Annotated in this window: 21 protein-coding genes; 6 read left to right on the top strand and 15 right to left on the bottom strand. The window is 65.7% G+C overall.

The features are described 5' to 3' along the window. Nucleotides 1-13: 13 nt before the first annotated feature. Nucleotides 14-841, bottom strand: a complete 828-nt coding sequence (gene map / locus SMA01S_RS09745) for a type I methionyl aminopeptidase (protein WP_066820860.1) — start codon at nt 839-841, stop codon at nt 14-16. 93 nt (nt 842-934) lie between these two features. Next, nucleotides 935-1,339: a DUF2147 domain-containing protein gene (locus SMA01S_RS09740; RefSeq protein WP_066821024.1), complete on the bottom strand. Its 405-nt coding sequence runs from the start codon at nt 1,337-1,339 to the stop codon at nt 935-937. 124 nt (nt 1,340-1,463) lie between these two features. Between SMA01S_RS09740 and SMA01S_RS24825 the strand changes: the two genes are divergently transcribed. Both SMA01S_RS24825 and SMA01S_RS09735 read left to right on the top strand, forming a co-directional pair. Then, on the top strand, nt 1,464-1,607 hold the full coding sequence (locus SMA01S_RS24825) for a hypothetical protein (RefSeq protein ID WP_169804222.1): 144 nt from the start codon (nt 1,464-1,466) through the stop codon (nt 1,605-1,607). Between the two features lie 7 nt (nt 1,608-1,614). Further along, nucleotides 1,615-3,198: a Na+/H+ antiporter gene (locus tag SMA01S_RS09735; RefSeq protein WP_066820858.1), complete on the top strand. Its 1,584-nt coding sequence runs from the start codon at nt 1,615-1,617 to the stop codon at nt 3,196-3,198. Between the two features lie 20 nt (nt 3,199-3,218). Here the strand turns inward: SMA01S_RS09735 and SMA01S_RS09730 are convergent, their stop codons facing one another. Genes SMA01S_RS09730 through SMA01S_RS09720 form a run of 3 tightly spaced genes read right to left on the bottom strand, consistent with a single transcriptional unit; the run spans nt 3,219 to nt 5,053 of the window. Then, a complete protein-coding gene (locus SMA01S_RS09730) occupies nt 3,219-3,896 on the bottom strand; it encodes an HD domain-containing protein (protein WP_066820854.1) in 678 nt (225 codons plus the stop codon). Between the two features lie 32 nt (nt 3,897-3,928). Further along, nucleotides 3,929-4,387, bottom strand: a complete 459-nt coding sequence (locus SMA01S_RS09725; RefSeq protein WP_066820851.1) for a carboxymuconolactone decarboxylase family protein — start codon at nt 4,385-4,387, stop codon at nt 3,929-3,931. Between the two features lie 24 nt (nt 4,388-4,411). Further along, entirely contained in the window at nt 4,412-5,053 is a 642-nt protein-coding gene (locus SMA01S_RS09720) for an HD domain-containing protein (protein WP_066820848.1), read from the bottom strand. A 199-nt stretch (nt 5,054-5,252) separates the two neighbouring features. Here SMA01S_RS09720 and SMA01S_RS09715 point away from each other — a divergent pair, with 199 nt between their 5' ends. Beyond that, entirely contained in the window at nt 5,253-6,215 is a 963-nt protein-coding gene (locus SMA01S_RS09715) for a GlxA family transcriptional regulator (protein ID WP_066821021.1), read from the top strand. Between the two features lie 58 nt (nt 6,216-6,273). Here SMA01S_RS09715 and SMA01S_RS09710 read toward each other — a convergent pair whose 3' ends face one another. Then, nucleotides 6,274-7,899: an alkaline phosphatase D family protein gene (locus tag SMA01S_RS09710; RefSeq protein ID WP_066820845.1), complete on the bottom strand. Its 1,626-nt coding sequence runs from the start codon at nt 7,897-7,899 to the stop codon at nt 6,274-6,276. A 34-nt stretch (nt 7,900-7,933) separates the two neighbouring features. After that, nucleotides 7,934-11,143 carry a TonB-dependent receptor gene (locus tag SMA01S_RS09705; RefSeq protein ID WP_066821018.1) on the bottom strand — a complete coding sequence of 1,070 codons (3,210 nt, stop codon included), beginning with the start codon at nt 11,141-11,143 and terminating at the stop codon, nt 7,934-7,936. 316 nt (nt 11,144-11,459) lie between these two features. Between SMA01S_RS09705 and SMA01S_RS09700 the strand changes: the two genes are divergently transcribed. Both SMA01S_RS09700 and SMA01S_RS09695 read left to right on the top strand, forming a co-directional pair. Next, the gene (locus SMA01S_RS09700) at nt 11,460-12,062 is read left to right on the top strand and encodes an RNA polymerase sigma factor (RefSeq protein WP_066820843.1); all 603 of its coding nucleotides are present in this window, start codon (nt 11,460-11,462) and stop codon (nt 12,060-12,062) included. Continuing rightward, nucleotides 12,031-13,062 carry a FecR family protein gene (locus tag SMA01S_RS09695; protein ID WP_066820840.1) on the top strand — a complete coding sequence of 344 codons (1,032 nt, stop codon included), beginning with the start codon at nt 12,031-12,033 and terminating at the stop codon, nt 13,060-13,062. Before SMA01S_RS09700 ends, SMA01S_RS09695 begins: the two co-directional genes overlap by 32 nt. A gap of 19 nt (nt 13,063-13,081) precedes the next feature. Here SMA01S_RS09695 and SMA01S_RS09690 read toward each other — a convergent pair whose 3' ends face one another. The 7 genes from SMA01S_RS09690 to SMA01S_RS09660 all read right to left on the bottom strand — a co-directional run bounded on the left by SMA01S_RS09690 (nt 13,082) and on the right by SMA01S_RS09660 (nt 20,556). Further along, nucleotides 13,082-13,486, bottom strand: a complete 405-nt coding sequence (locus SMA01S_RS09690) for an MAPEG family protein (RefSeq protein ID WP_066820837.1) — start codon at nt 13,484-13,486, stop codon at nt 13,082-13,084. 53 nt (nt 13,487-13,539) lie between these two features. Continuing rightward, nucleotides 13,540-15,579, bottom strand: coding sequence for an amidohydrolase family protein (locus SMA01S_RS09685; protein ID WP_066820834.1), 2,040 nt, complete (start codon nt 15,577-15,579; stop codon nt 13,540-13,542). A 151-nt stretch (nt 15,580-15,730) separates the two neighbouring features. Beyond that, on the bottom strand, nt 15,731-16,471 hold the full coding sequence (locus SMA01S_RS09680) for a polysaccharide deacetylase family protein (RefSeq protein WP_066820831.1): 741 nt from the start codon (nt 16,469-16,471) through the stop codon (nt 15,731-15,733). 212 nt (nt 16,472-16,683) lie between these two features. After that, on the bottom strand, nt 16,684-18,036 hold the full coding sequence (locus SMA01S_RS09675; RefSeq protein ID WP_066820822.1) for a DEAD/DEAH box helicase: 1,353 nt from the start codon (nt 18,034-18,036) through the stop codon (nt 16,684-16,686). Nucleotides 18,037-18,423: 387 nt separating this feature from the next. After that, a complete protein-coding gene (locus tag SMA01S_RS09670) occupies nt 18,424-19,731 on the bottom strand; it encodes a methyl-accepting chemotaxis protein (RefSeq protein ID WP_066820819.1) in 1,308 nt (435 codons plus the stop codon). 98 nt (nt 19,732-19,829) lie between these two features. Continuing rightward, nucleotides 19,830-20,204: a hypothetical protein gene (locus SMA01S_RS24820; protein ID WP_066820816.1), complete on the bottom strand. Its 375-nt coding sequence runs from the start codon at nt 20,202-20,204 to the stop codon at nt 19,830-19,832. Nucleotide 20,205: 1 nt separating this feature from the next. Further along, nucleotides 20,206-20,556: a hypothetical protein gene (locus SMA01S_RS09660; RefSeq protein WP_218016864.1), complete on the bottom strand. Its 351-nt coding sequence runs from the start codon at nt 20,554-20,556 to the stop codon at nt 20,206-20,208. Between the two features lie 195 nt (nt 20,557-20,751). On the opposite strand from SMA01S_RS09660, the gene SMA01S_RS09655 reads away from it, so the two are divergent. Beyond that, complete coding sequence (locus tag SMA01S_RS09655; RefSeq protein WP_066820814.1) at nt 20,752-22,326, top strand: ABC-F family ATP-binding cassette domain-containing protein; 1,575 nt, start codon at nt 20,752-20,754, stop codon at nt 22,324-22,326. Here the strand turns inward: SMA01S_RS09655 and SMA01S_RS09650 are convergent. After that, on the bottom strand, nt 22,323-23,549 hold the full coding sequence (locus tag SMA01S_RS09650) for an NAD(P)/FAD-dependent oxidoreductase (RefSeq protein WP_066821013.1): 1,227 nt from the start codon (nt 23,547-23,549) through the stop codon (nt 22,323-22,325). The genes SMA01S_RS09655 and SMA01S_RS09650 overlap by 4 nt on opposite strands. Between the last annotated feature and the right edge of the window lie 23 nt (nt 23,550-23,572).

Raw genomic sequence — 23,572 nt, 5'->3', positions numbered from 1 at the left:
GCAGCCCACCACCTCAGACGTAAGGCGGACGGTGACGCCCCATCGGGCTGTTAGTGAAGATCTCGCAGCCGGTTTCGGTGATGCCGATCGAATGTTCGAATTGCGCCGAGAGCGAGCGGTCGCGCGTCACCGCGGTCCAGCCGTCGTCGAGCATCTTCACGTCGGGCCGTCCGGCATTGATCATCGGCTCGATGGTGAAGATCATTCCGGGCCTGAGTTCAGGGCCGGTGCCGGGCCGTCCGTAATGCAGGACATCCGGCGCATCATGATAGACGCGGCCGACGCCGTGGCCGACGAAATCCCGGACGACACCATAGCGATGGCGTTCGGCATGCTGCTGGATGGCATGCCCGATATCGCCGAGCCGGTTGCCCGGTCTGGCCTGCTCGATCCCGCGCATCAGGCATTCATAGGTGACGTCCACCAGCCGCCGCGCCTTCACCGACACGTCGCCGACGAGGTACATGCGACTGGAATCGCCGTGCCAGCCATCGACGATCGAGGTCAGGTCGATATTGACGATATCGCCATCCTTCAGCGTTCGCTCGCCGGGAATGCCGTGGCAAACGACATGATTGATCGAAATGCAGCTGGTATGGGCATAGCCGCGATAGCCAATATTCGCCGGGATCGCCCCGGCCGCCACGATCGCGTCATGGGCGATCGCATCGATCGCCTCGGTGCTGACGCCGGGCCGCACCGCGTCGGCTAGCAAGTCGAGCACCGAAGCGGTCACCTGTCCCGCCTTGCGCATGGCGGCGAAGTCCTCGGCTCCGTGGAGCTTGATCGCGCCGGTGCGGCGATCGGCGCCCTTGGACGCCGCGGCAACATAGTGGGTCATCGAACGTCTCTACTGTCCAAACAGGCGCCGAAGCGCGATCGTTTGTGAGTATGACCGCGGATTGGCGGACGCAAGGTAACGGCTAGGCGCCAGCTAACCGATCCTGACCAGCACCTTCGACTTGCACAGCACGCGACCGACAAGGCAGCCGGTGCCCTTCAACGTGTTGCGGTCGACCAGCACGATGGTGCCGGAGAGCGTCTTGTTGAGGTCGGGGACGAACACCTTGCCGCGCCAATTGCCCGCGGAATCCTGTCGAAAATCGCGAAAGACCTGCGTGCCGATCAGGTCGTGCGTACCGCCGCGCCGGGCATCCGCGATCGCCTGATCGCTTGCCCAGACGACCTTGCCGCACACCGAATCGCCGCACCGCTGGATGTCGATATGCATGGTGTCGCGAAGGTTACGCCACGTGCCGATCGCCGCATCGCCTTCGCCTGCGCTGGCGGGGCTAACGGTCAACAGGCCGATCATGACCAACAGAATCGCGCGCAACATCGTCCCTCCAGCGTCTCGTTCGCTGCCGCGATATAATTTCGGCGGCGACATCCGCCAGAGGCCGTCCGCGAACATGGCGCCGCAACACCGTGCGCCGCGCCTCGCTTTGGTGTAAGCAACCACGATGGCAGACGACACCATCATCCAGACTCCCGACGGCCCGATGACCTGGGCCGAGTGGAAGAAGAAGAACCCGATCCAGGTTCCGTCGCGCCGCACCAAGGGCAAGGACCTGCCGAACAAGATCAAGCGCCGCACGGGCGACTAACGCAACAATGAGTCCTGTCGAGACTTTCGAACTCGTCCTCGTCTTGCTCGTCGGTGTCGTCGCGCTGCATTGGGCGGCGCGGCGGCTGAAGCTGCCGCCGTCGACCGCCTTGCTGGTGGGCGGCGGTGCGCTCGCCTTCATCCCGGGACTGCCGCCCGTGGCGCTCGATCCCGAGCTGGCGCTGGTGCTGTTCCTGCCGCCATTGCTGATGGACGGGGCGTATTTCACCGCGTTCGGGCGATTCCGGCGGCATTTGCCGGGGATTCTCTCGCTCGCGATCGGGGCGATCGTCTTCACCACGCTGGCGGTCGGGCTCGTCACGCATTGGCTCGTCCCCAGCCTGCCCTGGGCGGCATGTTTCGCGCTCGGCGCCATCGTGTCGCCGCCTGACGCTGTATCGGCGCGCGCGGTGCTGCAGAACGTCAAGCTCCCCCGCCGGTTGTCGGCGCTGGTCGAGGGCGAAAGCCTGCTTAACGACGCGACCGGGCTGGTGCTGTTCCGCTTCGCCGTGGCGGCGACGTTGAGCGGTACGTTCAGCGCCGGCGCCGCGGTCACCAGTTTCTTCCTGCTCGCGCTCGGCGGCGTCGTGGTCGGGCTGGCGGTCGCGGCGGGCTGGCTGTTCGTGGTCAAGCGGCTGAAGGACCAGACGCTGATCATCATGGCCAACACCCTGATGTGCTGGGTCGCCTATATCGCCGGCGAGCGCGTGCACGTCTCCGGGGTGATCGCGACGGTGGTCGCCGGCCTGATGCTCGGCTGGTACCAGCATATCGTCTTTTCCGCCCCCGTCCGGCTGCGCGGCAGCGCGTTCTGGCAGACGATGGTGTTCATCCTCGAAGCGATCGTCTTCATCCTGATCGGGTCGTCGTTGCGCGGCGTTCTCGATCGCGTCGGCGGCATCGAGGCGGTCACCGCGACGATGACGATCCCGATCCTGGGCGTCGTGCTGGCGATCGTCGCGGCGCGCTTTGTCTGGATCTTCGCCAATGACGGCCTGCTCGTGGCGCTTCGGGCCGCGGGACTGAAGCGCGCGCGACCGCTCGGCGTGCGGCAGGCGACGGTGCTGAGCTGGACGGGCATGCGCGGGGTGGTCACGCTGGCGGTGGCGCTGTCCCTGCCCGCGGCGATGCCGGGGCGCGACCTGATGCTGGTCACTGCCTTCGCCGTGATCTTCGCTACCGTGGTCGTGCAGGGGACGAGCCTGGGCTGGCTGATCCGGAAGGTCGGACCGGAAGACAAGGATCCGCCGGCGAAGATGACGATGGCCGAGACGGAAGCCGCGATCGCGAAGGCCAGGAACGATGCGGTCGAGGCGAATGCCTATACCGAGGACGGAACGCTGATCCACCCGCAGATGCTCGAGCAATCGCGCAAGCGCCTGGCGGCGATCCAGCGCTACGCCGCCGATGCGGACACCTTCATGGAGAATGTGCGGCCGCATTTCGACGTGATCCTGACCGCGATCGCTGCCGGCCGCACCGAGCTGATCCGCGTCCACCGCGCCGGGCTGATCGAGGACGAGGTGCTGCAGGAGCTCGAACGCGATCTCGACGTCGAGGAACTGGGGATCATCCTGCAGCGGGGAGAGTAGCGCGCGGATCGCGGCGCCGGTCATCCGTGTGGCCGATGCCCTCCGGCATCGTGCGCGCAAACCCAGGGCGACGCCAGCATGATGCTGCAAATGTCGCCGCGCCGGAACGTCGGATCGCGGAACGCCAGATAATCGTCGTTGAGCGTGCCGAACGTGCTGTCGGGTCGATGCTTCAAACCCTGGTAGAATTCATCGATCATCCCGGATTCGAACTCGGCGCCGCGCGGATAGGCGCCGGTCACCGCCGCCCGCTCCTCGTCGGTGAAATCGGCATAGCCGCGGCCGGCGACGTCCATGCCCGCGGCGGCGTGGAGCAAGGCGATCTCCGGATGCATGAGGTGCGGGATGCCCGGCGTGGTGTGGAGGGCGATAGCCGCCCAGACGCGATCCAGATCGTGCTGAGCGATGCCGTGGCCACGCAGGAAGTCGCGCGCGGCATTGGCGCCATCGACCTCGAACCGCTGCTGACTCGTCCGATAGCGATCGGTGAGGCCGAAATCGTGGAACATCGCCCCGACGTAGAGCAGCTCCGGATCGTACGTCAGTTCCCGGCGATTGCCCGCGATCGCGGCCCAGAAAAAGACCCGCAGCGAGTGGTCGAACAACAGCTCGCTCGACGTGTCGCGGAGCATTTCGGTCGCCTCTCGGGCGATCTTGCTGTCGGGGACGGACACCCCGCAAATGATGGTGGGAGACATGGCGATTTCCTCTGGATATGCGGTGCTCGGTACTAGGCCTTGCCGGTCACGGCGGCGGGCGGACGCCGGAAGCTGATCGCCAGCCGGTTATAGGCATTCATCAATCCGATCGCGACGGTGAGATCGGCCAATTCCTTTTCTCCGAACAGCGCCGCCGCTGCATCATAATCACCCTGGGGGACGCCGGTGTCTGCGACGCGCGTCACCGTCTCCGCCCAGGCGAGCGCCCCTTTCTCACGATCGTCGAACAGATCGCCCGCTTCGCGCCACACCGGCACAAGCGCGAGCTTTTCGGGGCGCATGCCGCCGTGCGCCAGCTCGCGCGAATGCATGTCGATGCAATAAGCGCAGCCGTTGATCTGCGAGACGCGCAGATAGACCAGGTCGACGAGCGGCTTGGCCAGCCCGCTCTGGCCGATATAGCCGTAGACGCCGCCGAGCGCCCTGATCGCGGCGGGGGCCGCCGCTTCATAGTCCATGCGCATGGTCATTTCGAAACCTCCGATTGCGATTCTTCAATTCGGCCAGGCCGATCCGAGGATGAGCGCGCAGAAATTCTGGCGGACATAATTCGGGTCCTTGAGCGCGAGCACGTCGGCCTTGACGTTGCCGAACGTGGTCAGCGGCTTGCTCGCGATCCCCTTGGCGAAATGATCGATGATGCTTTCCTTGAAATCGGGCTCGCGCGGATGGCACGCGCAAACCTGGTCGCGCTGTTCCTGGGTAAAATCGCGATAGGCGATGCCCAGCACGTCCATCTCCACGCCCGCGGTCACCAGCGCGATGGTCGGGCGCATATGCTCGGGAATTCCCGGCGTGGTGTGGAGCGCGATCGCGGTCCAGACGTCCTCGATATCCCGTTCCGCGACGCCATAGCTGGCCATGAAGTCGCGCGCGGCATTGGCGCCGTCGACCTCGAACCGCAGATCGGCGCTGGCATGCGCGCGCGTCAGGCCCATGTCGTGGAACATCGCGCCCAGATAGAGGAGTTCCGGATCGTATTTCAGCGACCGGCGCTCGCCGGTCAGTGCGCCCCAGAAAAACACGCGGCGGCTATGGTGAAACAGCAGATCGTCTTCGGTGTCGCGCACCAACTGAGTGGCGGCACGCGCGATCCCGCTATCGGGGACGGGGATGCCGGCAATTGCAACGTTCATCGCAAGTTCCTTTTCGACACGACGTCGCGTGGCGTGAACCGGCACGCGACAGGGTTGGACTATTGATCGTTAGATCGGCGTGGAGTGGTCGATGCGCTCCGACCGTTTGGACTTGGCCATGCGCGTCTCTCGACTCAATTGCGGCGAACCTGCGATTCAGGACAAGAGCGCGCCGATTCGCGCCAAATGGGAGAGGACCGTGCCTGCGGAGAAAGTGGCCGTGGTGATCCATGACGGCGTCCAGGCGCTGGACGTGGCCGGACCGAGCGACGTCTTCGCCGAGGCGAACGCCTTCATTCCCGAAGCGGACCGCTATCAGACGCTGCTCGTCGCGCGCGATCGGGCGCCGCTGCGCGCATCGAACAACATGCAGATCATGCCCGATCTGAGCTTCGACGAAGCGTCGGGCCGATACGATCTCGTCCTGGTCGCGGGCGGTCCGGACCTGCCCTATGCCGATCCCGACCCGGCGATGGTCGCCTGGCTTCGCTCAGTCGCTTCGCGGACGGGAATGCTCGGCTCGATCTGCACCGGCGCTTTCGCCTTGGGTCATGCCGGACTGCTGGACGATCGGCGCGTCACCACCCATTGGCAGGTCGCGCAGAAACTTGCCGCGCGCTTTCCGGCCGCCCGGGTCGAGCCGGATCTGATCCATGTGCGGGACGGGACGATCATCACCTCCGCCGGGGTGACGGCCGGGATCGATCTTGCGCTGGCCTTGGTGCGAGAGCGTCACGGCGCCGATGTCGCCGTTGCCGTCGCCAAAAGACTGGTGGTTCTCGCCCAGCGCCAGGGAGGGCAATCGCAGTTCAGCCCCTACCTCTCGGCCCCGGCTGACCCGGAGTCGCCGATCGCCCGTTTGCAGTCCCATGTCATGGAGCATATCGGCCAGCGTCACACGCTCGGCTCACTCGCCGCGACAGTCGGGATGAGTTCGCGCAACCTGGCGCGGCATTTCGTGCGCGAGACGGGAATTACGCCGCACGAATTCGTCGAACGTGCGCGCGTCGACGCCGCCCGCAAGCTGCTCGAAGGGACGCATCTGCCGCTAAAGGCGGTCGCGTTCGACTGCGGCTTCGGCACGGCCGACCGGATGCGCATGATCTTCGTCGAGCGGCTGGGCATCACGCCGGCCCAATACCGCGCCAGCTTCCAACATTAAGCTCGATACCCTGGCCGCCGAGCCACATCGATTGTCGCGGCGACGCCGGAAGGGTTTTTCAACCGGCAAATGCCCTTCGACCACGGTCGACGTGCATGCGATGCGACCCTGCGAGCTCGATGCTTGGAGATTGGATCGTCCGCATGAACAGCCACTCGCCGGTTACGCGCTGGGGCGTGATGTCGATCATCATATAGCCCCGCTGACTCGTGTCGGCCCATTGCATCTCGGAATTGGCGGCGACGAAGCCCCGGGCGACAACTGTCGGATCAGCGCCGAAACCACCCTCCAGGCCGCCCGAGGTGACGCTGTGCCCGGCGAACTCGACGCCCGCACGCTTCCCATCCTCGGTCAGCGAATAGGCCCAGGCGTTATGGCTGTCGCCCGACAGCATGACGAGATCCGCATCCGCCTCCTGCGCGGATTTCAGCAGCCGCGACCGCGCGGCGGGATAGCCGTCCCAGCGATCCATCCACATCGGCAGGCCGATCCGCGCCGCGCGACTATCGTTCTTGAAGCGGAGTACGGCCTGATCGCTGGCGTCGGGGCGGAGCCAGCTGACCGCGTCGCCGGGCATCACCGTCCGGCCGATGATCGTGCCCATGCCGACCAGCTGCCAGGCCGTCGACCGGGCGCTGGCCTTCAACGAATGCGCCAGCCAGCTTTCCTGGGTCGACCCGAGCATGGTGGCGGAAGGGTCCTGCCACACGCCGTCCCGGAACGCCTTGAGCGCGGCATCGGGATCGGCGGCACGATAGGCGGCGGCGATATCGGCCTGTTTGGTGCGCGCCAGCAAGCGGGATTCGGTTCGGTAGAGCGTTGCCAGCGTCCCGATCGGATAGGATTTCCACGGTTCGTCGGAGACCGGCATCCATTCGCGATAGACCTGCATCGCGGCGGCGCGACGTGGGTTCCAATCGCCTTCGGTCTTCGGCTGATGGTTCTGCGCGCCCCCTTCCCAACTGTCGTTGGCGGATTCGTGATCGTCCCAAAAGGCGACCATGGGCGCCATCTGATGCAGCCGCTGCAGATCGGCATCGGCGCGATAGCAGGCGTAGCGCAGGCGATAATCGGCGATGGCGAGAATCTCGTGATCCGGCTCCACCGCCCGGCCGGGGATGAGCTTGTCCTTGTAGGAGGCGTTGCCGTATTCGTAGAAATAGTCGCCGACATGCATCCAGAGGTCCATGTCGGTCCGCCTGGCCGCATGGCCATAAGCGTTGAACCAGCCGACCGGCATGTTCGAGCAGGAGAATACCGCCAGCCCGAAGCGGGTGGCATCGTCCGCCGGCAAGGTCTTGGTCCGGCCGACCGGCGAGCGGCTGCCATCGGGAGCGACGAAGCGATACCAATAGACCGTTCCCGGCTTCAGCCCGTCGACCGTGATCTTCGCCGTCCAGTCCCGATAGATGCCCGTGCGCACGCTTCCGCCGGAAATCACCTTGGTGAAATCCGGATCGAGCGCGACTTCGGCATCGAGCCGGACGATGTCCTCACCTGTCGCGGGCACGTACCGCGTCCACAACAGCATGGAATCGGGGCCGGGTTCGCCGCTCGCCACGCTATGCGTGAACCCCTTGGCGGCGAGCAATTGGGCAAGGCCCCGACCCGGAGCGACCAGCAGCGCTCCCAGGCCAAAGCCGGCACCCAGAACGAGGCTGCGACGATCGATCGTCAACATCATGAAAGCTCCGAAAACTGATCGATGAAATGGCGGCTCAGAAGGTGGCCTTGAACGCGACGTTCCACATCGATCCATAGATGCTGTAGAGCTGCACCCGGCTGCGGATGTTGGAATAGACGATGTCCGGCGCGTTGAAGATGTTCCGGCCGGCGACCTGCAACGCGTATTTCTTGGAGATCTTGTACGTCGCGCTGACGTTCCACAGCGTGCGGTCGGCGTGATAAAGAATGCCGTTGGTCGCGGTCGTCGGCGTGTTGCTCAGCGCGCTGGTGCGGTAGGACGACTGGTAGTTGCCGGTCAGCTGGAAATCGATCGGACCGCGGCCATAACGGATGCCCCAATTGCCCGAATATTTGGGCAGGTTCACGCGCACGCCATCGGGATCGACCAGGTTGAACGATCCGCGAAGCCCGAAGCCCTTCAGTGCCCCCGGCAGGAAGGTCAGCTGCTGGTCATATTCGACCGTCACGCCGTTGGTGCTGCTCACGCCGGGCCGGTTCACCGTGCTGACGAAGGTATAGCCGCTATAGTCACTGTCGCTGTAGCCGGCGTCCTTGGGATCGATGGTGATGCCCGTTACCTGCATGTCCTTGACGTCCAGCCGATAGGCCGAAATCGCGATGATGCCGGCCGGCTCGAGATAATATTGCAGGCTGGCGTAATATTTCGTCGAATGCTCTGGCTTCAGCAGGGGATTGGGCACGGTGACGATCTGGGTCGTGTCGTTCACCGAGATGGCGCCCCCCAAATTGCCGTAGTCAGGACGCAGGATCGCCTGGCTGAAGGCGAATTGCGCGACCAGGTGTCGGTTGAAATCGTATTTGAGCCCGCCGCTCAGGAACCAGTCGTCGTAATTGCCGGTCTTCCACAGCTGTTGGCCGTTATAATATTGATAATTCACATAATCGACCGTGCCCGCTTTATATCCTGCGGCCACGACGTCCTTCGCCGGGCGGACTTTCGCGATCAGCGCGCCTTCACGGGTTCCTTCATATCGCAGGCCGAGGTCGAACTTCAGCTTGTCGACCTGGCCCTGGAGCTCGAGATAGCCCGAGCTGATCGTTTCGCGGACGCGATGATTGTTGAGATACTGGCGCTGCAAATTGCCCACGACGTCGGGCACGAAATATTCCGGATGCTGCTGATAGAGCGCCCAGGTCGCGTAGTTGCTGTCGGCACGCCAGCCCTGATCGTTGAAATTGCCGGCGTCGAAACCGCGGATCTGGAACTGGTAATTCCCGGTGGCCGGGAGGGTCGACCCCTTGGGGCCGACATAATTGAACAGATCGTAGGACCCTTCGGTGGTCGACCATTCGTTGGTGCGGATTCCGCCGCCGGTCAACAAGGTGGCGCGGACGGGCCCGATATCGAACTTCTTCTTGATGTCGAGATTGCCGCCATATTGACGGCCGGTCGCGTTGGACTCCGCCGAACGCACGGTATTGCTCACCGGCAGCCAGTTGTCGGGATTGCTCCACGACGGCCCGGCGGTCTGGGTCAGCGTATAAGCCGGGGATTCCGACGATGCGCGGTCGAGCGTGAAGCCGATCCCCGAATCCTTGGTGTCGTCGCGCTGGAAGAAGCCCTTGCTGCCGTCGCGGAAATGATATTCCGAGCTGGAATAGGCGCCGCGCAACACGATGTCCCAGGTGTCGTCCTGATATTCCAGCTTGGGCGTGACGATCCCGGCCGGGGTGCCGGCGTAGCGATGCGAATATTGCGTGTTGACGTTGGTATTGGCGCCGTTCGGATTGACGACGATATGGGTCGGCGTCGAGCCCGCCGCAGCATAGCTCTTGGCCGAGGTGCCGAACACCAGGAAGGTGTATTGGTTGAAATATTCGACGTCGTAGAACGAATAGGTGCCACGCAGCGAGAAAGCGAGCTTGTCGGAGAATTTGTAGTCGATCGCGCCGTTGACTGCTTCGCGGTGCGTGAACTTCGGTCCGGGGCGCCACATCACCTGATACGGCAGGACCGTACCGTCCTTGAGGTAGGACCAGTCGGTCTGCACGCGATCCTGCTCGACATAATTGGCGTTGTAGCTGCCGCTGAGCGCGACCCCGAGGCGGCCATTGAGGAAGACGTCGGCGAAGGAAACCTGCGCGGACGGAAAGATCGTCGCGTGCTTCTTGTCGTCCGGCATGTAGCGCGCGGCGAACTGGGAATCGGACGTGCCGATCGCGCCGACTTGCAGCTGCAGCAGCCGCTTCTTGCGCTGGAACGCATATTTGCTGACGAGGTTGATCGAGCCCCCGGGGGCGTCGGCGTCCATCCCGGCGGTCAGCGTGTTGTTGAGTTCGATCCGCGAGATGCCGGTGATCGACATCTGCTCGAACGAGTTCTGGCGGCCGGCATTGTTGTTCGAAGTCGCGGTCGCCATACGAGCGCCGTCCGTCGTGAAGAGCGAGTATTTGGGATCGAGCCCGCCAATGCGCACGGCGTTGGTATCGACCTCGACATAGTCGAGCGAGATGCCGGGCATGTTCTTCAGGAATTCCCCGACATCGCCCATCGTCAGCGCGCCGAAATTGTCCGCGTCGACCGCATTCATGGCATTGGGCGAGGAACGGCGCTTCATCAGCGCGGCGGCTTCGCCGGAGCGCACGCCCACGACCGTGATATCCTGGCTGCCCTCGTTCCCGGCATTGAGCGACTGCGGTCGCATCTCGACGTCGATCCGCGCCGGCTTGCCGGCGGCGACATTGGCGGTGGTCCTGATGTCCTGCAAACCGGCATAGCGCACCACGATCGTGACGTCGCCGTTCGGGATGTCGGTGATGCGGAAGCTGCCGTCATCGTCGGTATAGGTCACGATATCGGTGCCTTCGACGCGCACCTCGGCATTGTGCAGATACTGGCCGGTCACGGTGTTGAGCACGCGGCCGCGGACGACGCCGCTCCCGGCGCTGCGCCCATTGCCATTGCCATTGTCGGACGCACGGTTCGACCGCAGCGTGACCGTCTGCCCATCGTCGCCGACGATCCGAAGCGGCGTCCCCGCGATCAGGCGGCGGAGCGCGTCGCGTGCGTTCATCGTTCCCTTGATCGCCGGCGTACGAACGCCGGCCAGATCGCGCGCAGAGGCCACAATCTGGATCTGGCCCTGGCGAGCAAGCTCCGGGATCGCCTTCACCGCGGCCTGCGCGGGAATGTCGAAGCTGCGGCCCTGCGCACAAGCGGGCGCCGACACGACACTGGCGGCGATGGCGCTGCCGCACAGAATGGTATGACGCGAAAACATCTTCATCCCCCTTTTGCAGGCGACGATCGTCGCCCTGTCGGGGACTGAGAGCCTTGGGTTGACCGCTTCCGCCACCGCCGGCGGAAATTTTTGGGCCGCCAGGATGATGAGGGCCGGAAAGACCGATCGCGACCGTCGCGCCGCTGAGGCCGGCAGTCCGCCGCCTGTTGCCGCGCCGCGCCGGGAAGCGCCGCCCGCGCGACAGACTGTCACATATTCAGGCTAGCTGAAGCTCGAATCGGCGCGGCGCAGCTGTCTCCACATGTGGGCCAGGGGCGGTCGCGCGGCACCCATTTCCCTTGACCACGGATGCTAGATGAGCGGATTCGACCAGGAACGCACACGCTGGTTTCTTCGAAACATCCTGCCGCATGAGCCGGAACTGCGCGCGTGGCTGTCCCGATCGACCGTCGTGGGGCTCGAGCCGGACGACGTCATCCAGCAATCCTATGCGATCTTCGCCGAGATGGAGCGCGTCGATACGATCAGCTATCCGCGCGCCTATCTGTTCCAGATTGCCCGCTCGCTGATCACCCGCCACATCCGCCGGGCCCGGATCGTGCCGCTCCACGCGATCGACGATATCGAGCGGTTCGATTGTCCGGACGACAGCCCATCGCCCGAACAATATGCCGTGGATCGCGACGAATTGCGCGAGCTGGCCCATGCGATCGCGGCGATGCCCGAAAAAATGCGCGAGGCCTTCATCCTGCGCCGGGTCCACGGCCTGCCCCAACGCGAAATCGCTTCCCAAATGAACATTTCAGAGAATACCGTCGAAAAGCATATATCCCGAGGCATTCGTTTCCTGATCGAGTGGTTTGGGCATGGCGGAAGAGCGCTGTCTCGAGGCTCTAGAAGCAAGGGTGTGGAGATTGCCTCGCTAGATGCCGACGTTCGAATCCAGTCGAGACATTGATGAAGCCGCGTCCGATTGGACGGCGCGGCTTGATCGTGGACAGCTAACTCCAGGTGAGCAGGCAGAACTCGAAACCTGGCTCCAGGGCGATCCGCGACGGCGCGGCGCGTTGTTGCGGGCACAGGCGATCGCGCTGAAGAGCGAGTCCGCCCAGGCATTGGGGTCGCGCTTCGACCCCGCCGATTTCGCCCCGCCCGCGCCCTTGTCCGCGCCCGCGAACAAGGGAGGAATCTCGCGCCGCCGGACCTTCATCTGGACGGGCTCGGCCGTCGCGGGTGCTACGTTGATCGCGTTGGGCGTCGGCATGCCCGCTGCCGGCACGACGATCAGCACCGGCCGGGGCGAGCTCCGCCTGGTGCCGTTGAAGGACGGTTCGACGGTGATGCTCAACACCGATACCAGCATCAGAATTCGCGACGGCGCAGACGAAAGGCGCGTGACTCTTCTCAAGGGCGAGGCCTTCTTCTCCGTCGCGCGGGGCAGGATGAAGCCGCTCGTCGTCGAGGTCGACGGGCGTCGCCTGACAACGGGCCAGGCCACGTTCAACCTCCGCAAGCTGCCCGGCGCGCCGGTCAATCTGCTGGTTCACGAGGGAGTGGTCAGGCTGGCCGCGCCGTCATGGGGCGATCAGCGCGTGGTCGCGGTCAAATCCGACATGAACCTGGATTTGGCCGAGCCGCGATTGTTTCGGCCGTCGCAGCCCGAACGGCCGTCGCCGGTTTCCTCCGACGCGGTAACGCGCGGATTGGCATGGCTGGAGGGCAAGATCGCGTTCGAAGGCGAGACGCTGCAGGCAGCAGCAGACAGCTTCGCCCGCTATAGCGACACTCGTATCCAGATCCGCGATGCCAGCCTGGCCCGCGAGCCGGTCACCGGCCTGTTCGCCGCGAACGATCCGGCGGGATTCAGCCGGGCCGTTGCCGCCATATTCGATGCGAGAATGGATCGACAGGGCGATACGATCATCCTGTCCAGAGACCGGCATTCCAATAAATTCTAAGCCGGCGACGCAGGGTCCCTCAGACCCCACCCGCGACTATACTATAAACGATCTTCCCCAAGGCCCCGAGCAGCAGGATCCCGCTGGCTGCGAACTGGATCAGGAAGCCGGTGCTGCGCTTGCCCGGATCGGCCATGTAACCCGCGGCATAGACCAGCCGGCCGACGATCCACACCACGCCCAGCCCGGCGGCGACGTACTCGTTCCAATAGATCGCGAACAGCCACAGTCCGCCCAGGAACAACGGCAGCCCTTCGAGCGTGTTGAGGTGCACCCGCAATGCGCGTTCGAGCAGCGGGTCGCCGGTCATGGCGGGCGCGGCGATGCCCGATTTGCCGCGCGCGCGGCCGACCTGCAGGCTCATGTAGAAATAGACCAGCAGCGCCACGATCGTGACGATCGCCGTCCAGCGATGTTCCATCATTGATGTTCCCCTGAGATACCGGTCGGCTCGCCGCCGCCGGTCATGCGTGATCGCTATTTCGGCATGCCGCTCAGCCCGCTCGCCTGCCGCAGCGCGGCGCCGTCGAGGCGATAGCCGTCGAGGAACACCGTCCGCACATGGCGAAGGTTGGTGAGGTCCTTCGACACGTCGCCATCGACCAGGATGATGTCGGCGGTCTTGCCCGGGGCGATCGATCCGACGCGGCCGTCCATCCCGGTCATCCGCGCCGGCACGATCGTCGCGGTCTGGAGCGATTCCGCATTGGTCAGCCCGGCCTGCTGATAGAGTTCGAGTTCGCGCACCAGCTCCAGACCATAGCCGTCGGTACCGGCGACGATGCGGACGCCGGCTTGGTGCAGGCGGCCGACCAACCCCACCATCTTGTCGAAGCTCTTGCGGAAATCGTCGCGCGTCAGCCCACCGAACAGCGGATAGCCCGGGATCTTCCAGCCGCGCACCACCGAGGGCGGCGCGACGTCGGCGAACGGCGCATATTCGGGCGACAGCGCCGTCCCGTCCGAGGTCATCAGCGGCTCCCACACGGTCAGTGTCGGATCGATGATCGTCCCGCGCTTCGACAGTTCGGCGTAAAAGGCCTTCATCGCCGGCGAGTCGAGATCGACATCCTTGCCGTATTTCGCCGGCCCTTCGAGCCGCGCGGCGGTGTTGGCCTTGTCGACCACCTCCTGCGGCATCGCCTGCATCATGATGAAGTTGATGTGGGTGACTTCGTCATAGCCCGCGCGCACCGCGTCGAGCGGGCGCATCCCGGCCGGCACATGGCCATGGACATGCAGCCCCAGCTTGTGCGCCTCGGCCGCCGCCGGGGCGATCCAGGCCGGATTCATCGAGGTGTAGAATTTGGCTCCCCACAGCCCCGCCGCCTTGATCTTGTCGACCGCGGCGATCGCCTCGGCCGCCGACGAGACGGTAAGCGCACCCTGCGCGGCGAGCGGGTCCTTGCGGTCGATGATGACCGATATCTTGCCGTCGGGCGCGAGCAGGTCGCCAGCGGCGCGGCGCTTGTAGATGCTGAGCGCATCCTCGATCAGCGACCCCGGACTGCGGTAATTGGTCATGCCCGTGGCGAGGTTCTGCAGCAGGTTCCAGTCGTCGCCGACATGCTGGTGCGAATCCCACAGCCCGGGGAGCAGCGTCTTGCCCTGGCCGTCGATCACGACCGCTCCCGCCGGCGCCTTGATCGACCCGGCCGCGCCGACCGCCGCGACCTTGCCGTTCGAGATCAGTACCGCGCGGTCGGGCAGATAGGTGCCCGCGACCGAATCGAACATCAGCACATGGTCGACCAGGGTCGGGGTGCGGTTTGCCGGCGCGAGGAAGCCGTGCGCGACATCGCGAACCATGTCGGCAGTCGCCTTGTCCTGGATGTCCTTGAGCTTGGGCCCGTTGGCCTCATACCCCTCGGGCAGCAAGGCCACCACGCCGGCATTGCCGAAGAAGCGATTGTCGCCGTCGAGCCAGACCGGCGACGGCGAGAAGCCATAGCCGGTGATGAAGGCGAGCTTGACGGTCTTCTTGCCTTGCGGGCCGTCGATCTCCATCGATTGCCCGATCTTGATGCTGGCATGGCCGGTCGGCAGCAGGTCGACGCCCTTGTCGCCCGCCGCGACCAGCGCGTTGACGTCCATCTCACTGGCGAGCCACGGGCCGCCATAAGTGTTGTAGCGCCGCGCGGCGAACGGCGCGGAGCCGGAATCGACCGCGGTCTTCCAGTGCGCGACGCCGCCGGCATCGACGTCGAAATTCTCGGTGGCGTCGCCCGAATCGGTATAGCCGCGGATCGCGATCGCCGCTGGCCGCTTGTCGGGCGCCAGGGTCACGAGCTCGTCGGTCTCGGTGACCCAGCCGCGCAGCGACATCGACATGCGATAGGCGACGCGGCCGTCGGGCATGGTCCAGGACCAGATGTCGCCATGCTTCCCGGCGACCGAGCTGATCGTGTAATGGCGCGCGCCGGCGGGCGGCGCCATCAGCTGTTCCTTGGGCGTCGATGCGGCCCCGGCAATCGACGCAGTGGCGGCGAGCAGTGACGCGAGCAGAATCCGGCGCATATTATCCCCCTGTGCAGGCGCGCCGAGACTGACGCGGACCGCTCGCCGAGGCAACCGGATATCTGCCGTGCGCACAGGGCAGCGACATCGCGGGACGAAGCCGCTCATGCGACAGGGTCAGGTGACGGGCGGCATGATCATGATGGGCAACCTAATTTTCCGGGTGGCTGGCGACGTAATCCATCACGGTCGAAAACGGCGCCACCCAAATGGTGTCGGCATGTGCCTTGAGATAAGCGAGGAGCTGCGCGTGCGCCTCTGCGGACACTTTCAAATAGTCGCCGCCGACCCCATGAAAGCCAATAACCAACAGACCGCCGGACCGCTCGGCACTTTCGACGGCCGCGATCATGTCGGCGCCCGTTGCCTTTTCGTCGAACCAACGGCACGGCACATCCATCGGATCCAGGACTTTACCGCCCGGCCAGCCGGCGCTGCGGGTATAGCGCACCAACCCGCTGATGCGCAGTTCAGGGAGATAGTCCACGCCACCGGCCAGATGTTGACCGCACGGCGTGGCAAGGCTGTGCTGCAGCTTCCCGTCGATGGCCGTCAGCATGGTGTTCATCGTCCGAATTTCGGCAAGCATCATCGGCACATCATAGGATTCACTGGTGTCGAGCTTCCTCGCCGGCGGATAACTGGCCTGCGGACAGGCGTGGCGAACGGTGTGGTTCCCGAGCTCATGGCCTTCGGCCGCCGCCGCCCGCCAGCGCTCGATCTGCTCCGGCACCAACGCATTGCCGACCAGGAAGAATGTTCCTTTCAGGCCGGCCGCATCGAGCGCGGGAATCGCAATGTCGAGATCCGAGGGCAAGGCGTCGTCGTAAGTCAGCACCACGGCCGCCTTTCTGCCGCCAGGCCATTGCCTCGCCTGAGCGTGGGACGCCATTAGGGTTATCGCGATCAGCACTGATCCGATACGGAATAGAGTTGGTGCCATTCGCATCGCGGCCCCCCATCTTCGCTAGTGATAGCGCTACCTAATTGGCCTGCGAGACTAACACAATGCGCGCGCAAAAAAGGGCGCCGGATCGCTCCGACGCCCCTTTCGGTACGCTCTACTCTCCCTCCCTCGGGCCGAAGCCCGGGAGGAATCTCAAATCAGGCGCTGGCCTGGGTCCGGCCGCCGCCGCCCTGGCCACCACGACCCCGGCGGCGATTGCCGCCCCGGCCGCGCGGCGCGTAGGGATTGGCCGGCCGTGCCTCGTGCGTCTTGCGCGGCGGACGGACGCCACGCGGGCCGCGCGGGCGCTCGTCGCGCTCCTGTTGCGCGGTGACCGACTGTTTCGAACGGGTCGAGACGATCTTCGCCGCCTCGGCCAGGAAATTCTCCGGCAGCGCCTTCAGCGGCACCTTCTGGCGAATGAGCTTCTCGATGTCGCGCAGGTAGGGACGCTCGTCATCGGCCACGAAGCTGATGGCGATACCGTCATTGCCCGCGCGCGCGGTACGGCCGATGCGGTGGACGTACTGCTCGGGAACGTTGGGCAGCTCGAAATTGATCACATGGCTGACGCCCGACACGTCGATGCCGCGCGCGGCGATGTCGGTCGCTACCAGGACCTTCACTTCGCCACTCTTGAACGCGGCAAGCGCGCGCTCGCGATTGACCTGGCTCTTGTTGCCGTGGATCGCGTTGGCAGCGATGCCGTTGCCGCCCAGCAGCCGGACGACCCGGTCGGCGCCGTGCTTGGTGCGGGTGAAGACCAGCGCGCGTTCGAACGACGGATCGCGCAGGGTCATCGTCAGCAGCGCCTGCTTTTCGGCCTGGTTGACCAGGGTGGCATATTGGTCGACGCGCTCGGCGGTGGTCGACGCCGGTTTGATCGAGACGAGCGCCGGGTCCTTGATGAACTGGTCGGCCAGCTCGCGGATCGACTGCGGCATGGTAGCCGAGAAGAACAGGGTCTGGCGCTGGCGCGGAACCATCTTCACGATCTTGCGCAGCGCATGAATGAAACCGAGGTCGAGCATCTGGTCGGCCTCGTCGAGGACCAGGGTCTCGATCAGGTTGAGGCTGACGAAACGCTGCTCGATCAGGTCGAGCAAGCGGCCCGGCGTGGCGACCAGGATGTCGACGCCGCGGCTCATGTCCTGGCGGTTCTTGTTGATGCTGGTGCCGCCGAACACGGTCGCGACCGTCATGCGGCTGAACTTGCCGTAGGCGCGCGCGCTCTCGGCGATCTGACTGGCGAGCTCGCGGGTCGGGGCGAGGACCAGCATGCGGCAATGCGTCGGCAGGACGCGCTTGTCACTCTCGACCAGGCGCTGGATCGACGGCAGCACGAACGCCGCGGTCTTGCCGGTGCCGGTCTGCGCGATGCCGAGCAGGTCGCGGCCTTCGAGGACGTAGGGAATGGCCTGCGCCTGGATCGGCGTCGGCGTGGAATAGCCTTTGGCCTCGAGCGCGCGGACGAGCGGCTCGGCAAGGCCGAGATCGGTAAAATTGGTCATGGAAACCTTATGCAAAAATGCCTCTCGCATGTCCGATGGACATACGGGCGGCGGGGAGAAATGACACCCCGCGTGACTTGGGAAGCCTGTCGCTTAAACGACCGAGGCGGAGCCTGAACCCCAGCCAAAGGCATGGGATTCAATCACGCTGCGTACGCCTCGATGCCCGCCATGTATTTGCTGCAGCGCAAAAAGTCAAGGTTGGCGGCTTGGGCATATCGACATTCACACAATCCTCCCCCGCCAGGGGGAGGTGGTGCCGAGGGGGGCGGACGGCGACTCACTTGCCGTTGTGCTTCCGCCCCCTCCGTCATTCCTCGCTACCGCTCGGACTGCCACCTCCCCCTGGCGGGGGAGAATTGAAAGCTCGCCGATACGATCAGGGCTCTAAGCGGCCTCGAGTTCCTCGAGGAAGTTGGTCAGGTGCGTTTCGAGCGAGCGAGCCCTGCCGCCCAGCGCGTCCGCCATATCGCGCATCCGTGCCGCATCGTCGCCGGTCGCGCTGGCGACATCCAGGATCGCGCGCACGCTCCGGTCGATATGGTCGGTCGCGAGGCTCGCCTCGGCGACATTCGTCGAGATATGCAGCGTGGCAGCACCCTGGTCGTGGACCGCGCCGGCGACGATGTCCGATAGCGTATCGACGGCACCGACCGCATCGACCATGCCGCCTTGGGCGAGCGAGACCTGGTCGACCGCGTGGCGGATACGCTCGACATGCTTGCCGATATTGCCCGCGGCGACGCGGGTCTGGGTGGCGAGGGATTTGACCTCCCCAGCGACGACGGCGAAGCCGCGCCCTGCCTCGCCGGCGCGTGCCGCCTCGATCGTCGCATTGAGCGCGAGCATCGTCGTACGTTGCGCGATATCGACGATCAGCGCGGTGACCGATCCGATCTGATCGGCTGCCCCGGCTAATTGGCCGACTTGGCGCGCCCCGCCCGACACCAGCTCGACCGCCGCGCGCGTGGCGCGCTTGGCCTCGGCCGTCTGCCGCTCGACGCCGTGGAGCGAATCGGCCAGCGCGCTCCCGCGATCGGCGATCTCGGCCATATGGGTTGCCGCTTGCGATGCCGCCGCCGCGGCATTGGCGGTGGCGCCGCCGATCTGGTCCGCGCGCTCGGCCATGCGGCCCGATGTGCTCACCACCAATGTCGACGCGCCGGCCAGGTCGGCGGCAAGGTCGCGCGCGGCGGCCCTGAAGCGTTCTCCCGCCGCCTGGATGCGGTCAGCGCGCGCCGCCCGGCCGGCGACCACGGCGGCGTTGCGCTCGGCGGCCAGACGCAACAGGCTGGGCTGGTCGATGACGCCGTCGAAGCGGCCGGCCTTGGTGAGGATCACGCCCTCGCCGCCGCCGTCGCGATGCCAGGCGCGCAGGATCGCGGTGATCCCCGCCACGCGATCGACCGTCGGGCATGGCCGGACATGCTGGGCCAGATTGCCGCCATAGCTGGGGTTGGACAGCAGCGCGAAGCCGAACGGACTGAACAGCAACCGGCGAATGTCGCGATCGAGCAAGGCGCCGATCGGCCGTCCGGCACTGTCGGTCACCGCGAGCATCCGCAGGTCGGGCGCGTGGCGGAATATCTCGACCGCCGCGATCAGGGTAGCGTCGGCGGCGATCGACCGGCGGTCGCCGATATGGCCGGCGACCGACCGATCGCCACCATCGTCCTGGAAACTGCCGCGACCCATTTCGCCCCTTTCGTTACGCCGACGACCTAGGGCGATCGAGGTTAAGCGAGGGTTAGGCGTGCGTGACAGTCCCATGACATCGAACGATTTTCTGGAGCCTAGCGTCCGTGGTCGGGATTGCGCAGCATCGTCACGACCATGAACCCGATCACCGCGGCCCAGGCGATGCCGGCGATCGAGGCGATGATCGTGCTGCCGCCATGGAACAGCCGCCACAGGACGACGCCCGACACGATAGCCAGCCCGCCGATCCGGCCCCATAGCCGCGCCCGGCCGTGCAGCAGGATCTCGATCGCCGCGAGGATCGCGAGCAGGACGGCGACGATCGCCAATGTCAGCACCGATTCCCGGATCGCGGCGAGCAGCGCTTCGCGATGCCAATTGTTGAACACCGATCCGGCGATCACCAGGACGACGGCGATCGCGATCAGCCCGGGTGGGATACGGCGTGGATTGGCGCCGGGCTCCGCCATCTCAATAAGCGCAGACCGAGAAGTCCTCGCCGACCCAGCAGGCGCTGTCACGGCGCGAGCGGACCGCGCGGCCCCAGCGCGAATTGATCCCGTCGCGGGTCAGCCCGCGAACGTCCGCGACGCCGCGCTGAGTCACGTAGACCGTGACGCTCACCACGCCTTCGCCGAACGAGCGGGCATGCGCCGGGCTCAGGGTGAACGTACCGCCGCGCGCGACATTGTATTGGCACGGTCCGCGATAGCTGGTCCCCTCGGAATCGATCACGCAGCGCGCGATCCGGGCCTGGGCCGGAGCGGCGGCGATTCCGGCGGCGATCAGGATCGAGGCGAAAGCGAGCTTGCGGATGATCATCGGACGACTCCCTGTATCGAACGGCATGGAGGAAATACCCAACCCGTCGCATGGTCAACCGGGCGCGGGTTTGCGTGCTCCTTCAACCATCCCTATGTGACGGCCCCAAGACGGGCATGTCCGCCCGCCAGCGAAGGAGACCGACCTTGGACAAGACCGCGATCGCCCGATCCGTTTCTCTTGCCCAGGTGCCTTATGTCTTCGTTCGTAACCTTGGATTCGCTGTCGCTCTCGACGCCTGACGGCCGTCCGCTTTTTTCCGATCTGACGCTTTCCTTCGGCCGCCAGCGCACGGGTCTGGTCGGCCGCAACGGTTGCGGCAAATCGACCCTGCTCCGCGCGATGACGGGAGAGGTCGAGCCCGCTGCCGGCAGTATCGCGCGTTCCGGCAGCGTCGCGCTGCTGCGCCAGGATTGGCCCGACGACACGATCTCCATCGCGTCGGCGCTCGAAGTCGCCGGCCCGCTCGCCCTGCTCCGCCGGATCGAAGCGGGTGAGGGAGATACCGATGACTTCGCCGCCGCCGACTGGACGCTCGAAGAGCGGATCGGCGGCGCGCTCGGCGAGATTGGCCTGGCCGGGCTCGATCTCGATCGCCCGCTTGCCAGCCTGAGCGGCGGACAACGCACGCGGATCGCCATTGCCCGTGCCGTGATCGCGGCGCCCGATCTGCTGCTGCTCGACGAGCCGACCAACAATCTCGATGCCGATGGCCGCGCCGCGATCGCGGGCCTGGTCGCCGGGTGGAAAGGCGGCGTGGTGGTCGCGAGCCACGACCGCGCGCTGCTCGAGACGATGGAGCGTATCGTCGAACTGACTCCGATCGGCTGCCGGTCGGTCGAGGGTGGCTGGTCCGACTTCGTCGCGCAGCGCGATGCCGATCGCGAGCGCGCGGCGCAGGCGGTCGACCGTGCGGAGGCCGGACTGCGTCAGGCCGAGCGCGGCGCGCAGGAGCAGCGCGAGAAAAAGGCGCGTCGCGACAGGGTCGGCCGTGCGTTCGGCGCCTCGGGCAGCGTACCGCGTATCGTCGCTGGCATGATGAAGGAACGCGCCGAAGGTAGCGGCGCGCGCGAGGGAGAGATTGCACGGCGGCTGATCGGCGAGGCGGAGGCGGCACGGGCGACCGCGCGCGAGCGGATCGAGATCGTGACGCCGCTCCGTATCGACTTGCCGCCCAGCGGGCTGTCGTCGTCGCGCGAATTGCTGCGGATGGAGGGCGCGGTGATCGCGCGCGGTGAGCGGCGGATCGGTCCGGTCAATCTGACCATCCGCGGCCCCGAACGGATCGCGCTGACGGGACCCAATGGCACGGGCAAGACCAGCCTGTTGCTGCTCGCGGCGGGGGCGGTCGAGCCGATCGGCGGGACGGTAACGCGGTCCGACCGCGTCGCCTTGCTCGACCAGCATGTCGGGCTGCTCGATAGCGACGCGACGATCCTCGCCAATCTTCGCGCGCTCAATCCGGGGCTCGGCGAGAACGGGGCTTATGCCGCACTCGCCCGCTTCGCTTTTCGCAACCAGGCGGCGCTACGCGTGGTCGGCACCTTGTCGGGCGGCGAACGCCTGCGCGCCGGACTCGCCTGCGTCCTGTCCGCCGCTCGGCCGCCGCAATTGTTGCTGTTGGACGAGCCGACCAACCATCTCGATCTCGACTCGATCGAAATGCTCGAAGCGGCATTGCGCGGCTATGACGGCGCGCTGCTGGTGGTCAGCCACGATCCCGCGTTTCTCGACGCGATCGGGATCGAACGGGACGTCGCGCTGACTTAACCTGAGACCATTTCCTTGAGCGGGACCGTCGTGTCGGCGAGCCGCGCCGGGTCGATCACCGCGCCGGTTTCGACCAGCTTGCGGCCCTGGACGTAATCCTTGGTCGCATTGACGCAGTCTAGCGCGATCACCTTGCCTTGCTTCAGGTGCACGACCGAGAAACTGCGCGTCGCCGGGTCGCCGCGCACCACCGCTTGATCGTAACCGATCGAGAGTCCGATCGTCTGGAGCTTGAGGTCATATTGGTTCGACCAGAACCATGGCGTCGCGTCATAGGCGACATCCTCGCCCAGGATCGTCTTGGCCGCGACGCTCGCCTGATCGGTCGCGTTCTGGACCGATTCGAGCCGCACCGCGGCGCCGTCGGCGAACCGATTGGCGTGGAGCGCGCAATCGCCGACCGCGAAGATGTCGGGCAGCGAGGTGCGGCATTGCGCATCGACGCGGACGCCATTGCCGCCTTCCGCACCCGCGGCGATCAACGGCTCGACCGCCGGGACGATGCCGATCCCGACCACCACCAGATCGGCCGGCACCACGCTGCCGTCGGCGAGACGCACGCCGGTCACGTTGCCCTCGCCCTCGATCGCGGTGACCGCGACGCCAAGCCGGACATCGACGCCGTGTGCGCGATGCTCTTCCTGATAGAAGTTGGACAGGTCCGGACCGGCGACGCGCGCCATCACGCGATCGAGCGCTTCGAGCAGGGTCACGTGCTTGCCGAACTTGGCGAGCACCGCCGCCGCTTCCAGCCCGATGAACCCGCCGCCGATCACGACTGCGTTGGTCACGGCGGGCAATTCGGCGATCATGCGATCGGCATCGGCGCGCGTGCGGACGGTGTGGACACCGATCAGATCGTGGCCCTGACACGACAATCGCCGGGCACGGCCGCCGGCCGCCCAGATCAGTTTTCCATAGCCGATCTCCGCACCGTCGGCGGTGGCGACGCGGTGCGCCGCCGGATCGACCGCGACGACGCGGCGGCCGGGCAGCATCGTCACCTGGCGTTCTTCCCAGAAAGCCGGCTGGCGGATCAGGATACGGTCGAAGCTCTTGTCGCCGGCCAGATATTCCTTGCTCAGCGGCGGGCGTTCATAGGGCAGTTCGGGCTCGTCGCCGATGACCGCGATCGACCCGGCGAACTTGCCTTGCCTAAGGGCGATCGCCGCCTGCGCGCCGCCATGGCCCGCGCCGACGATAAGGACGTCATATTGCTCCATCGCGGTCGCGATACGCACAAAGT

This window comes from Sphingomonas mali NBRC 15500, assembly GCF_001598415.1.
In the GTDB taxonomy this organism is placed as follows: Bacteria; Pseudomonadota; Alphaproteobacteria; order Sphingomonadales; family Sphingomonadaceae; genus Sphingomonas; species Sphingomonas mali.
Note: the sequence above shows the minus strand (reverse complement) of the source record. Positions and strands in the feature narration are given on the sequence as shown.